The organism is Pantoea coffeiphila (genome assembly GCF_016909495.1).
GTDB classification, from domain to species: domain Bacteria; phylum Pseudomonadota; class Gammaproteobacteria; order Enterobacterales; family Enterobacteriaceae; genus Erwinia; species Erwinia coffeiphila.
In genome coordinates, this window is sequence record NZ_JAFBFW010000003.1 from 350081 (window position 1) to 363484 (window position 13404).

Here is a 13404-nt window from a genome sequence, read left to right on the forward strand (position 1 = left end):
AAACGTTGGGCAATAAAACTAAAGGAAAAGCTAATGTTTTTAATCATTTTATTTAAATCGCTGATTATCGGCGGGCTGGTTGGGGTCGGCGTTGGCGCCGGTGCCGCCCGCATGTTTCACGCCCCGACGTCTCAGGGAATGGGCGCATTTCGTACACTGGGTGAGCTGAACTCCTGTGAAGGCGATCCGGCCTCTCACTTCTCGTTCGGACTGGGCTTCTTCTTTAACGCCTGGGCGTCATCGGTTGCCGCCGGCTCCTTCACCCAGGACGTTGATCACCGCATTATCCCGAACTGGGGTGCGGCCGCGCTGATGGTGAAGAACCGCAACGTGGCGGAAACGCTGCATAACCCGAAAAAGATGGCGATTGCCTGCGGCATCATCGGCATGATCGTCGTCGCTTTCCTCAACTCTACCGCCTCAGCCGTACCGGCAGCGCTACAGGTCACGGCGGTTAAAGTACTGGTTCCGGCCGCAAACCTGCTGGTGAATACCGTCATGCCGGTGATCTTCTGGCTGGCGGCAATCGATGCCGGTAAGAAATCCGGTTTCTGGGCAACCATTTTCGGCGGCCTGGCGCAGTTGATCATGGGCAACGCCGTACCGGGCCTGGTACTGGGCATCCTGATTGGTAAGGGTGTGGAAGAAGCGGGCTGGAATCGCGTCACCAAAGTGATGATGGTCGCCATTGTGCTGCTGTTCGTGCTGAGCGGTTTCTTCCGTGGTTTCGATATGAAGATGCTGGAATCCTTCCAGCTCGGCGTACCGGGCTGGCTGGAGATGATCCACAACTCCCTGAGCGGCAAATAAGAGGACGATGGAAATGGAAGAGTCAAAACGCGGTTTTTGGTACGACGACTGGTCATTCCCGATCTTTGTCGGCCTGCTTTCTGCCGGGGTGTTCGCCGGTACACACATGTATTACGTCTATGGCCTGGGTGCCTTTAACGAAGTGGCCTTTGTTTCGATGCTGCGTTCGGGCATGGAAACCGGCGTTTATGGTGCGGTAGCGGCCTTCGGTGCCAGCTTCCTGTTTGCCCGCATCATTGAAGGCTCGCTGGTGGGGATTCTTGATATCGGCGGCGCTATCCAGACCGGTATCGGCCTGGGCGTTCCCGCGTTGCTGCTGGGCGCGGGCTTCGTTTTCCCCGTGGCGAACTTTGCCGCGTCGCTGGTTACCGGCATGGTGCTCGGGCTGGCGGTGGGCTACATCATTATTCTGGCACGTAAATTCACCATCAATAACAGCGACTCCACCTACGGTGCGGATGTGATGATGGGCGCGGGTAATACCTCAGGCCGCTTCCTCGGGCCGTTGATTATCCTCTCCGCGATGACCGCATCGATTCCGATTGGTCTGGGTTCGCTGGTGGGTTCACTGCTGTTTTACCTTTGGGGTAAACCGATTACCGGCGGGGCTATTCTCGGTGCGATGGTGCTGGGTGCCATCTTCCCGATCGCCCTGTAATCACTCAACGTGGCGGCCAGCGCCGCCACGATCCGGAGGTTCACCATGTATGACCTGATTATCCGCAATGCCCGCCTCAGCGATGGTTCGTTAAGCGATGTGGCGTTACAGGCGGGGAAAATTGCCGCAGTGGGTGCCGTCACCGGCCCGGCAGCGCGGGAGTGGGATCTGGCCGGGCGCTACTGGCTGAGCGCGGGCTGGATTGATTCACACGTCCACTGCTATCCCAAATCACCGATCTACCACGATGAAGCCGATCGCATCGGCGTTGATACCGGTGTCACCACGGTGATCGATGCGGGCAGCACCGGTGCCGACGACGTGGATGATTTCTGGCAGCTTACGCGCGACTGCACCACCCGGGTTTATGCGCTGATGAATATCGCCCGCAGCGGCATTCTGACCCAGAACGAGCTGGGCGATATGGCGAGGATCGATGGCCCCGCGCTGAAAGCAGCGTTACAGCGCCGTCCGGACTTTATCGTCGGCCTGAAGGCGCGCATCAGCAGCAGCGTCGTTGAGCAAAACGGCATTAAACCGCTGGAGCGGGCCAAAGCGCTGCAGAAAGAGAACGGCGGTCTGCCACTGATGGTTCACATCGGCAATAACCCACCGAATCTGGATGAAATCGCCGATCTGCTGACCTCCGGCGACATCATCACCCACTGCTACAACGGCAAGCCAAACCGCATCCTGACGCCGGAAGGCCAGCTGCGTGCGTCGGTCAGCCGGGCGATCCAGCGCGGCGTGCGGCTGGATGTGGGACACGGCACCGCCAGCTTCAACTTTGAGGTGGCGCGGGTAGCAATTGCTCAGGGCATTCTGCCGCAGACCATCAGTTCCGATATTTACTGTCGTAACCGCATTAACGGTCCGGTACACAGCCTGGCGCACGTGATGTCGAAGTTCCTGCACGTCGGCATGACGCTGTCGCAGGTGATCGACTGCGTGACCGTTCACGCCGCAGACGGACTGAAGCTTCAGGGCAAAGGTCGTCTGGAGGTGGGATACGAGGCCGATCTGACCATTTTTGACCTGCAGCAGCAGCCGTGCGTGTTTACCGATTCTGACGGCCACACGCTGGCTGGTGAAACGCAGCTGGTACCGCTTGCCGCGATGGTGGGCGGGCAGGGATTCCTCACCGATGAAGGGAAAAAACGTAATGACTTCAGTTTATGAGAAATATGGCCTGAAACAGGTGATTAACGCCTCGGGCCGCATGACCATTCTGGGTGTTTCCACCCCGGCGGCAGACGTGGTGGAGACGGTAAAATACGGTCTTAACCACTACTTTGAGATGAAAGACCTGGTCAACAAAACCGGCGCGTACATCGCCGGGCTGCTGAACTGCGAAGCGGCGGTAGTGGTTTCCTGCGCCTCCGCCGGTATTGCACAGTCCGTGGCTGGCGTGATCGTTAAGGACAACGACTGGCTGCTGGAAAACCTGCACGCCGCGCCGCTGACCGTGCCGCACGATATCGTGTTGCCAAAAGGGCACAACGTGAACTTCGGCGCGCCGGTCGGCACTATGGTGACGCTGGGCGGCGGCCGTCTGGTTGAAGCGGGCTACGCCAATGAATGCTCACCGGAGCAGCTGTCGGCGGCGGTCACGCCAGACACGGCGGCGATCCTCTATATCAAATCCCACCACAGCGTGCAGAAAAGCCACCTTAGCGTGGAGCAGGCGGTGGCCGTGGCACGCAAGCACGATGTTCCACTGATTGTGGATGCCGCAGCGGAAGAGGATCTGCTGGCCTACACCGCGCTGGGTGCGGATCTGGTGATCTACAGCGGTGCTAAAGCTATCGAAGGCCCAACCAGCGGGCTGGTGATCGGCAAAAAGCAGCAGGTTGAGTGGGTTAAGCGCCAGTCGCTGGGCATTGGCCGGGCGATGAAGGTGGGTAAAGAGGGCATTCTTGGCCTTACCCAGGCGATTGAAAACTATCTGGTGCAGGAAAAAACCAGCGGCGCGCAGATGGTTGAGAAAATGACGCCGTTTATCACCAATCTCAACGGCCTGAACGGCATTCAGGCGCGCGTGGTGTGGGATGCCGCCGGGCGCGATATCGCTCGTGCGGAGATCCACTTCGATGAGTCGTGCATCGGCATGAGCACCGGCGAGATGGTACAGGCGCTGAAGACCGGCGAGCAGGCGATCTATTTCCGTGGCTACAAGGCCAACGAAGGTATTGTTGAAGTTGACGTACGCAGCGTCTCCGCCGGGCAGCTGCACCAGATTTTTACCGCTATTCAGGATTTATTAGCCAGGGGAAAACAGGCATGAAACTGACACCAAAATTCTATCGCGATCGTGTATGTCTTAACGTCCTGGCCGGTTCTAAACAGAACGCCAGAGATATCTGGGAAGCCGCTGAAGGCCACGTGCTGGTCGGCGTCCTGTCTAAAAACTACGACAGCGTGGACAGCGCGGTAAAAGATATGCGCGAGTATGCGGCGCTGATCGACAACGCGCTTTCCGTCGGGCTGGGCGCGGGCGATCCGAACCAGTCAGCGATGGTTAGTGCGATTTCGGCACAGGTTCAGCCGCAGCACGTGAACCAGGTGTTCACCGGCGTGGGCACCAGCCGCGCACTGCTGGGCCAGACGGAAACGGTGGTCAACGGTCTGGCATCACCTACCGGGCGTCCCGGCATGGTGAAAATCTCTACCGGTCCGCTGAGCTGCAAAGAGGAAGACGGCATTGTGCCGGTCGCTACGGCGATCGCGATGCTGAAAGATATGGGCGGCAGCTCGGTCAAGTTCTTCCCGATGGATAAGATGGTGGATATTAACGAGTTCCGCGCGCTGGCCGAAGCCTGCGCCGCGAACGACTTCTGGCTGGAGCCAACCGGCGGCATCGATCTGAACAACTACGAGACGATCCTGCGCATTGCGCTGGATGCCGGGGTAAGCAAAATTATTCCGCACATCTACAGCTCGATCATTGATAAAGCCACCGGGCTGACCCGTCCGGCGGATGTCGCCACGCTGATGGCGATCACCCGCAAAGTGATGGCGTAAGCCGGATTTCCCGCCGTTGGACGATCGTTTTTGATCTTACAACGGCGGGGAAAAATCTATTCTTTCCGAAACAAAATCTCGCACTTTTTGAATAAATTGCGATATCTGTCAAATGAAAATTTGCAGAGGCTGCTACGCTATTTTTTCGGCGCGAATAAAGGTAGGCTGAGTATAAAAACACCCCATAAAACGCTTCAATTTGATGATAATGGTACCCCGTGAGATTCCCCAACCAACGACTGGCACAGCTGTTTGACCTTCTGCAAAATGAAATCCTGCCGCAGGATGAACTGGCGCGCCGACTGGCCGTTTCCACCCGCACTGTACGCACCGACGTTACCGCCCTCAATGAACTGCTGGCCGACCACGGCGCCAGTTTTGTCCTTAGCCGCGGCGAAGGCTACCAGTTAAAGATTGATGATGCCGGGCGCTATGACCGCCTGCTGCAACAGTCAACGTCGAGCCTTCGTGTGCCGCGAACCTCAACGGAACGGGTCCATTACCTGTTAACCCGTTTTCTTACCTCGGCTTTTTCCCTCAAGCTGGAAGACCTGGCAGATGAATGGTTTGTCAGCCGCACCACGCTGCAAGGTGATATGGCAGAGGTGAGAGAATGGCTAAGCCGTTACGGCCTGGAGATTGAAACCCGGCCACGTTACGGCATGAAGCTGTTCGGCAGTGAAGCGGCGATGCGCACCTGCCTGACCGATCTGCTCTATCAGCTGGCGCAGGAGGATGCCGACAGCCCGCTGCTCAAGCTGGAAGCGCTGAACCGGGGTATGCTGGCCACGCTGCAGCCGATGCTGCTGGATTGCCTGTCGCGCTTTAATATCCGCCTGGCCGACGATGCCGAGCTGTATCTGCGTCTCTACTGCGCGGTGGCGGTGCGCCGCATCGCCGAGGGTTATCCGCTGTCTGATTTTATTGCCGCAGACGTCGCCGACGACGTGCGTGATGCGGCTCGCCACATTATTAACCTGATGCGACCGATTACCGGTAAAAGTATCTCTCCGGCGGAAGAGGCCTGGCTACAGGTGCATATTGCCGCCAGGCGCATTGAAGAATCCGCACCCAGCGCCATCAGCCCGGACGATGGCGAATCGCTGGTGGATTACATTCTCAACTACATCAACAGCCATTACGGTTTTAATCTGCAAAACGACCCGCAGCTGCGTGCCGATCTGCTGACGCATATTAAAACCATGATTACCCGGGTGCGTTACCAGATTAATATCCCCAATCCGCTGCTGGCGAATATCAAACAGCACTATCCGATGGCGTACGACGTCACGCTGGCGGCGGTCTCCAGCTGGGGTAAATATACCCCCTATGCCATCAGCGAAAACGAAGTGGGATTCCTGGTGCTGCATATCGGCGTCGGGCTGGAGCGCCACTATAACGTTGGCTATCAGCGCTATCCGCTGGTGCTGCTGGTCTGCGATACCGGCAATTCGACGGTACGGATGATCCAGGCGATGCTGATGCGTAAATACCCGCAGATTGAAGTGCGCCGCATCATTTCCCTGCGTGAATACGAACAGCTGGCGGCGGTGGAAGAAGACTTCGTGATTTCCACCGCGCGGCTCAGCGATAAAGATAAGCCGGTGGTGGTGATGTCGCCGTTCCCTACCGATTTTCAGCTCGAACAGCTGGGCAAGCAGGTGCTGCTGGATCGCACCCGTCCTTACATGCTGGAGAAGTTTTTTGACGCCAGCCACTTCTGCATTATCGATCGTGAGATCGATCGTTCCGAGCTGTTCCGCCAGCTGTGCGATCGGCTGGAACAGGAAGGGATCGTAGACGAGACATTTTACCCGTCTGTCGAGGAGCGCGAGGCGATTGTCAGCACCATGCTGGGCGAGGGGATTGCGCTGCCGCACTCTCTTGGCCTGCTATCGAAGAAGACCTGCGTTTATACGGTGCTGGCCCCACAGGGGATTAAATGGGGCGATGAAACCGCCTATGTCATTTTCCTGCTGGCGATCAGCAAAAGTGAGTATGAAGAGGCGATGGCGATCTACGATCTGTTCGTGACGTTTATGCGTGAACGGGCGATGACGCGGCTGCGGGACAGCAAGGATTTTGACAGTTTTAAAGCGGTGGCGATGGACTGTTTGAGTCGGCTGTAGAAAAAGCAGGAAGGGCAGGAATTTGCCACCCGCCAGCGGGTGAACGACAGATTGTCACGCTGAATCCGCTGAACGGCAGAGCCCGGTGGGTTCCAGAGTCGTGCTGTGAAAACTGCAGGCGGGTTCCTTCCCGCCTTCAATCACGCTCTCAATACGGACTTTACTTCAGAATCGTAAACGCCGTGGTGACGTGCTTAACGCCGCTGACCCGGCTGGCGATATCCGCTGCCGCTTTTGCTTCTTCGTTCGTCACCAGACCCAGCAGGAACACCTCGCCGTTCTCGGTGGTCACCTTCACGTTAGATGACTTAACCTGGTCGCTGCCCAGTAGCTGAGAGCGCACTTTGGTGGTGATCCAGGTATCGGAAGAGGCGGTGCCAAAGCTGACTTTACTGGCGGTGCGGATCTCGTTATAGACCTCGGTTGCGCCATCAACGCCCACGGCGATCTGTTTAGCCCGCGTGGCCAGCTCTGCGTTCGGCGACTGGCCGGTCAGCAGCACTTTGCCCTGGTAAGCGGTGGCTACGATATGGGTGTTCTGTTTGATCTGTTCATCTTTCGACAGCGCATTGCTGACGCGCAGTTCCAGCGTGCCGTCATCCACCTGAGTACCAACGGTACGCGGGTCCGTGGCGCTCTTCGTCGCGACGGCGGCGCTACCCACGACTGCGGCGACGCAGCCCTGTAACATCAATGCGGTGAGAATAACTGCCGTTGCAGATAATGCCTTCATTTAAGCTCCTTTAGACATCCTGGTGGGGAAATAAAGTGTTATCTATCAAATCGCACAGGCAATTCACGGTCAGCATATGCATCTCCTGAATCCTGGCGCTGCGATGCGAGGGAATACGGATCTCCACATCCTGCGGGCCCAGTAAACCGGCGAGCTCTCCGCCATCGTAACCGGTAAGCGCGATGATAGTCATATCGCGCGTTACCGCGGCTTCTACTGCTTTCACGATATCGCGGCTGTTGCCGCGGGTTGAAATGGCCAGCAGGATATCTCCTGCATGGCCCAGTGCACGAACCTGCTTGGCGTAAATCTCGTCGTGCAGACGATCGTTACCAATCGCCGTCAGCAGCACATTATCGGCGCTGAGGGCAATTGCAGGCAGGCTCGGGCGTTCGGTCTCAAAACGGTTGATCATACTGGCAGCAAAATGCTGGGCATTGGCACTGGAGGTTCCGTTGCCACAACTCAGGATTTTGTTCCCATTCAACAGCGACTGCACGATGGTCATCGCAGCGCGGGAAATCGCATCGGGAAGCGCTTCCGCTGCGGCGATTTGTGTTTGAATACTCTCAGTAAAACAGACTTTAATTCTTTCCAGCACGTCATTCACCTGGTTAGTTTTCGCGGTCTTCGACCTGTCATTCAGCGCCGTTACTCAGCGGTAAACGCATTGGGCAGCCATTCCACCTGTTCTCCGGTGATGGCGACCACATCAAAACGGCAGTCAACAGTGTCAAAGCTTTGACCACGGCTATGCAGCCAAAGTGCTGCCGCTCGCAATAGTTTTTGTTGTTTACTGCGGGTGACGCTGGCTACTGCCCCACCAAAATGGTCAGAACGGCGATAGCGAACCTCAACAAAAACCCATATTTGCCGGTCACGCATAATCAGATCGAGTTCCCCCGATCGGTAGCGAACATTCGCGGCGACAAAGCGCAGACCGGCTGTTTCCAGCAGGCGGCGCGCCTGTTTTTCACGCATCGCCCCCTGCTGCTGTCGACTCAGGATGCCGGAACGATTTGCCCCTGACGATACTGGCTCCATGCTAACTTCCTGTTAATCACGCAGTCCTGTGTTGCGCTCAGATTGCCGGTATTGCCTTTCAGCTGGAAGCCCGGCAGCTGGCGCATTTCACTGAAGTGGTTGGCCAGAGACCAGGCATCAATGCCCATCGCATACAGACGAACCAGTGAGTAGTCATTGTTAAACTTCTTCGCCGCCTGCTGCATCAGCGCGGTGTTTGCGCCGGAGAGCAGCGGAACATCGCTGAACTGCAGGCCGTCCAGCTCCAGACGATAGTCCGGGCCGGCACCGGCCTGGTTGCTGCGCGAACTCGCGTACAGGCTGACGTTATCACGGCTGCTGACGCGCATCGCGATCATTGGCTTAATCAGCGTCAGCTCGCTCTGCGTAGCGATAATATAGACAGAGTCCACGCTGCCGCCGGAGCTGGCGGTATCCGCAGCCGGGGCATCGCTCACCGGAGCCGGAATATTCAGACCGGCAATGGTCACGCCCTGAGGCTGGGCTGGCTGCACGTTAACCGGGGTTCCGCTCAGGCGAATACCCGCGCCGCTGTTGATGCCCTGCTTCAGTTCAGCGGTAGAACCAAACTGCTGCTGCAGTACAGTGCCACCACCCAGCTGCTGCCACTCCGTAGCGAAGGCTTTGATGACGCGGTCGCCCAGCGAGCTGCGTGGCACCAGCAGCAGCGGAGAGCGTTTGCCCTGATCCCACATATGATGCGCGGCATCGCGCGCTTCGTCTTCAGGAGAAAGCGCAAAGTAGCAAATATTCGGACGGTTCTGGATCGTTTCCGGCTCGTTAAGCGCCAGCACGTTAAGCGCTGTCGGGCTGGCGACCACCTGCTCAACCTGATTTTTCAGCAGCGGACCCACAACCAGCGTGGCACCGTCGTTCTGTGCCAGGGTCAGCAGCTGATCCACCGGCTGGGTGCTGGTGTCATAAACCTGAACCTGGGTGTTGCCTGACGGGGCTGCTGTTTCCACGTTGCTGGACGCCACCGGCTGTGGCTGTGCGGCATCCGGTTGAGCCGTGCCGTCCGTCGGTGCGGCTGACGGACTGACCACCGCATTGGCATCGGTTGCCGCAGCGTCAGGATTGGCTGTGGCATCAGGTGCCTGAATCGGAGCCGCAGGCGCAGCGGACTGCATCAGCGTACCGTTCTTCGCGTCGTTAAAACCCTGCTGAATGGCGTTGGCGAAGACCTGCGCCTGGCCGCTCAGCGGCAGCAGCAGAGCGATTTTACCGGTAGAACCCTGCTGGAAGTTCTTTACCTGGCTCAGCGCCGACGGCAGCATTTTTGCTGCCGGGTTGTACGGATAGCGGTTCTGCCAGTCACTGATACCGGCCTTCAGCATATCAGGATCGTTGCTGTTGGCTTTATACACGCCCAGCAGATCCAGCCACCCTTGCAGCACGTTCTCGTTTGCATTGATGGTCACGTTGTTCAGCTGATCCTGCGTCATCTGGCTCAGTGCCTGCCAGGTGGCATCGATATTTGCCTGCTTCTCAGCCGGGTTGGCGAGCAGCGGTTCCTGAGCAATATAGGCACGCAGCACGTCCAGCGTCGGGCGGCCCTGGCCAATAGCGATCTGTAACTGGTAGTAGCGGGCCTGCTGATCTTTCGAGAGCGATGCGACATCAACCTGCTTCAGCCTGTCGGCCGCCAGCGGGAAATTCTGCTCAATCACGTGCAGCTGCGCCTGCAACAGCAGCTGTTCCTGGCTCTGGGTGGCATCAAGCTGCTGCGGCAGCTGGGAGAGCTGCTGATTAGCCTGCGGCAGTTTGCCTTCATTCAACAGTGCTCTGATTGCGAGTAATTGCCAGCCAACCTTGTTATCATCTGAGCTTTGCTGCATCTGCTGCAGATAATAGTCAGAGGTGCCGGTGGCAGCGCCCTGGACATTCGCCGGTGGCGTTTGCGGTGCCTGGCCGGTACATCCGGCAAAAATCAGGGCGGCCAGCAGAAGCGGCAGGCTACGCCCGGCTTTGCTACGAACTACTTTCGAAGGAAGCATACTGTATCCAGTGATGTTTTTTTCAAGATGCTCAATATTAAATCGGCTATTCGGATCAAACAATGAAACAACACGATCGGGCAGATATTTCTGCCAGCACGCTCTATATCGTTCCAACACCGATTGGTAACCTGGGCGATATCACCCAGCGGGCACTGACGGTGCTTGCGAGCGTCGATCTGATCGCTGCGGAAGATACACGTCATACCGGACTGTTGCTACAACATTTCGCCATCAATGCGCGGCTCTTCGCATTGCACGACCATAACGAACAGCAGAAAGCAGAATCGCTGTTGGCGAAGCTCCGTGAGGGACAAAGCATAGCTTTAGTTTCCGACGCCGGCACGCCGCTGATCAACGATCCGGGCTATCACCTGGTACGTTTATGCCGCGAAGCGGGGATTCGCGTAGTGCCGCTGCCGGGAGCCTGTGCAGCGGTAACAGCATTAAGTGCTGCGGGGTTACCGTCCGATCGATTCTGTTACGAAGGTTTTCTGCCCGCCAAAAGCAAAGGCCGCTGCGATACCCTGCGCGATCTGGAGCAGGAGCCGCGCACGCTGATTTTTTATGAATCCACCCACCGCTTGATCGACAGTTTGCAGGATATGGTGACGGTACTGGGGCCGGACCGCTATGTGGTGCTGGCGCGTGAAATCACCAAAACCTGGGAGTCGATTCAGGGCGCGCCGGTGGGCGAACTACTGGCGTGGGTGCTGGAAGATGAGAACCGCCGCAAGGGCGAAATGGTGCTGATCGTGGAAGGTTATCACGCCGAAGAGGATGCACTGCCGCCGGAAGCGCTGCGCACGTTGGCGCTGTTGCAGGCCGAACTGCCGCTGAAAAAAGCCGCAGCGCTGACCGCCGAAATTCACGGGGTGAAAAAAAATGCCCTGTATAAGTACGCCCTTGAGCAGCAGGGTGAGTGACAACTCATAGAAAACGCTATACACTGCGCGCCGAAGCTGACCAGACAGTCGCCGCTTTGTTGCCGTCCCCCCTCGGGGGAGACAGACAGAGGGGAGGAAAGTCCGGGCTCCATAGGGCAGGGTGCCAGGTAACGCCTGGGGGGCGCAAGCCCACGACCAGTGCAACAGAGAGCAAACCGCCGATGGCCCACGCAAGTGGGATCAGGTAAGGGTGAAAGGGTGCGGTAAGAGCGCACCGCGCGGCTGGTAACAGTTCGCGGCACGGTAAACTCCACCCGGAGCAAGGCCAAATAGGGGTTCATAAGGTACGGCCCGTACTGAACCCGGGTAGGCTGCTTGAGCCAGTGAGCGATTGCTGGCCTAGATGAATGACTGTCCACGACAGAACCCGGCTTAACGGTCAGCTTCAACTTCTTCGATAAAAAACCCGCTTCGGCGGGTTTTTTGCTTTGCGGCAGATGAATGACTGTCCACGACCCTCTCTATGAAAAGAACGCGGCTTAACGGTCAGCTTCGACTCATTCGATAAAACCCTTCTCAACACTTGATGGCACCTCCCAACCGCCGCAGGATTTCACCCTTACAGATTATGCCATCGCTCTATAATCGCCCCATAGTCGATAACTTCAGGATTTTTTTAGCAAAAGGAAGCTGCAAATGATGAAGCTCAAAACGATCTATAGCGCATTTTTGGGTGTGGGGTTTTTGTTTACCATCACCGGCTGTGCGGATATCCCCCATGCGATCAGGGGCAACGATCCCCAATTAAGCACCATGACCTGGACGAAGGTCATGAACGATCCTGCGCTGTATAAAGGCCAGCAGGTTCGGTTTGGTGGGATGGTGGTCAATGTGATTAATCACGAACGAGAAACGCTGCTGGAAGTCGCCGTGCAGTCGCTGGATTCATCGGCTAAACCTGAACTCGATAAACCCTACCTCGGGCGAGTCATTGCACGCTATCCAGGCTACCTCGAACCGCTTTCATTCCGTAACCGGTTGGTCACTCTGCTTGGTACAGTAACCGGCACCACGAGCGGTAAAATTGGTTCTGCTAATACTCGCTTTCTGCAGATGGACCTGATCGGATACCAGATATGGCATGTTAGCGATCGGCTGATCACCACGGGCTATTGGGATTATGGCGTAGGGCCATACTGGGACAACGGCTGGGATACCCCGGGTTATCCGTATGGCTGGGGATGGTATCCGCAGGATTCAACGACGATTGTCCAGCCGGTAGTAACGCGCTAGGAACTCGGCCGGGCGGCGAACTGCCCGGCAGAATTTATATCGGTAGATCAATCACCAGCGCCCGCAGCGGCGTTTCTGCCGTCAGCAGAACGCTCTCTTCTTCCCGCAGAAATGCGCCATCGCCGCAGGTGAGGGCTTCCTGCTCGTGCGAGTGGGTAACTGCCGTAAATGCGCCGTGGATCGACTGCAAATACGCGCGCGGCCCGTGCAGGGGAACCTGATAGCGTTCACCCGGCTGTAATACCACCTGGTGAATCCACACCTGCTGCCGGAGCTGCAGGCTGCCTTCGCTACCGTCGGGGGAAGCCAGCAGGGTGCAGGTTTTATCTTCCGGTACCGCAATCCGCTGTACGCGATTATTTTCTCTTTCCGGGCAGGCATCCAGCCACAGCTGAAGCCGCGTCAGGCTGCTCTCTTTGCTGATGTTATGTTCGCTGTAGCTGATCCCCGGCTGGGTAGCCAGCAGCAACGCCTCACCGGCACGCGCCGTTTCGTGATTGCCTTCGCTGTCGCGATATTCTGCTTCACCCTGCAATATCAGGTTCAGCACATCGACTTTCGGATAGGCTCTGGGTTGAAAGGAAGCCCCTGGTGCCAGCACTTCCTGATTAAGTACGCGAAGTGAAGCGTACCCCAGTAGTTTAGGATCGAAATAGTGACCGAAGGAGAAGGTATAGCGAGCCTGAAGCCAGCCGTAATCGGCTTTGCCACACTGTTGCGCTGTACGACTAACGATCATGCTGTTCTCCTTATGTAAATCGGGGCTGGCCCGACCATTTATTATTCGGTTATGGTAAGTTTCTGGACTGGTGAATGCCAGCCAGTTAATCTG

At 57.1% G+C, this 13404-nt stretch carries 13 protein-coding genes and 1 other RNA gene; 9 read left to right on the forward strand and 5 right to left on the reverse strand.

Annotated features, from left to right (window positions below):
* Positions 1-33: 33 nt before the first annotated feature.
* The 6 genes from JOE09_RS11345 (at position 34) to JOE09_RS11370 (ending at position 6618) form a co-directional block, all read left to right on the forward strand.
* Positions 34-810 (forward strand): DUF4311 domain-containing protein, encoded by a 777-nt coding sequence (locus JOE09_RS11345; protein WP_105592056.1) that lies wholly within the window; start codon positions 34-36, stop codon positions 808-810.
* A gap of 13 nt (positions 811-823) precedes the next feature.
* Positions 824-1468 carry a DUF4310 family protein gene (locus JOE09_RS11350; protein ID WP_205065842.1) on the forward strand — a complete coding sequence of 215 codons (645 nt, stop codon included), beginning with the start codon at positions 824-826 and terminating at the stop codon, positions 1466-1468.
* 45 nt (positions 1469-1513) lie between these two features.
* Positions 1514-2647: an amidohydrolase/deacetylase family metallohydrolase gene (locus JOE09_RS11355; protein ID WP_205065843.1), complete on the forward strand. Its 1134-nt coding sequence runs from the start codon at positions 1514-1516 to the stop codon at positions 2645-2647.
* Positions 2631-3752 (forward strand): DgaE family pyridoxal phosphate-dependent ammonia lyase, encoded by a 1122-nt coding sequence (locus tag JOE09_RS11360; RefSeq protein WP_205065844.1) that lies wholly within the window; start codon positions 2631-2633, stop codon positions 3750-3752. Before JOE09_RS11355 ends, JOE09_RS11360 begins: the two co-directional genes overlap by 17 nt.
* Complete coding sequence (gene dagF / locus JOE09_RS11365; RefSeq protein ID WP_205065845.1) at positions 3749-4489, forward strand: 2-dehydro-3-deoxy-phosphogluconate aldolase; 741 nt, start codon at positions 3749-3751, stop codon at positions 4487-4489. The genes JOE09_RS11360 and dagF overlap by 4 nt, the downstream gene beginning before the upstream one ends.
* 218 nt (positions 4490-4707) lie before the next feature.
* Entirely contained in the window at positions 4708-6618 is a 1911-nt protein-coding gene (locus JOE09_RS11370) for a PRD domain-containing protein (RefSeq protein WP_205065846.1), read from the forward strand.
* A gap of 160 nt (positions 6619-6778) precedes the next feature.
* Here the strand turns inward: JOE09_RS11370 and dolP are convergent, their stop codons facing one another.
* Genes dolP through JOE09_RS11390 form a run of 4 tightly spaced genes read right to left on the reverse strand, consistent with a single transcriptional unit; the run spans position 6779 to position 10392 of the window.
* Positions 6779-7351 (reverse strand): division/outer membrane stress-associated lipid-binding lipoprotein, encoded by a 573-nt coding sequence (gene dolP / locus JOE09_RS11375; protein ID WP_105592051.1) that lies wholly within the window; start codon positions 7349-7351, stop codon positions 6779-6781.
* 10 nt (positions 7352-7361) lie between these two features.
* The gene (gene diaA, locus JOE09_RS11380; RefSeq protein ID WP_105592050.1) at positions 7362-7952 is read right to left on the reverse strand and encodes a DnaA initiator-associating protein DiaA; all 591 of its coding nucleotides are present in this window, start codon (positions 7950-7952) and stop codon (positions 7362-7364) included.
* 50 nt (positions 7953-8002) lie between these two features.
* Positions 8003-8395, reverse strand: a complete 393-nt coding sequence (locus tag JOE09_RS11385; RefSeq protein WP_205065847.1) for a YraN family protein — start codon at positions 8393-8395, stop codon at positions 8003-8005.
* Positions 8353-10392 carry a penicillin-binding protein activator gene (locus JOE09_RS11390; protein ID WP_205065848.1) on the reverse strand — a complete coding sequence of 680 codons (2040 nt, stop codon included), beginning with the start codon at positions 10390-10392 and terminating at the stop codon, positions 8353-8355. The genes JOE09_RS11385 and JOE09_RS11390 overlap by 43 nt, the downstream gene beginning before the upstream one ends.
* 62 nt (positions 10393-10454) lie before the next feature.
* Here JOE09_RS11390 and rsmI point away from each other — a divergent pair, with 62 nt between their 5' ends.
* The 3 genes from rsmI (at position 10455) to JOE09_RS11405 (ending at position 12572) form a co-directional block, all read left to right on the forward strand.
* Positions 10455-11318: a 16S rRNA (cytidine(1402)-2'-O)-methyltransferase gene (gene rsmI, locus JOE09_RS11395; protein WP_105592048.1), complete on the forward strand. Its 864-nt coding sequence runs from the start codon at positions 10455-10457 to the stop codon at positions 11316-11318.
* Between the two features lie 32 nt (positions 11319-11350).
* An RNA gene (gene rnpB, locus JOE09_RS11400) (RNase P RNA component class A) lies at positions 11351-11730 on the forward strand.
* Positions 11731-11975: 245 nt separating this feature from the next.
* Entirely contained in the window at positions 11976-12572 is a 597-nt protein-coding gene (locus JOE09_RS11405) for a Slp family lipoprotein (protein WP_205065849.1), read from the forward strand.
* Positions 12573-12606: 34 nt separating this feature from the next.
* Here the strand turns inward: JOE09_RS11405 and JOE09_RS11410 are convergent, their stop codons facing one another.
* A complete protein-coding gene (locus tag JOE09_RS11410; RefSeq protein WP_205065850.1) occupies positions 12607-13311 on the reverse strand; it encodes a pirin family protein in 705 nt (234 codons plus the stop codon).
* Positions 13312-13404 lie beyond the last annotated feature (93 nt).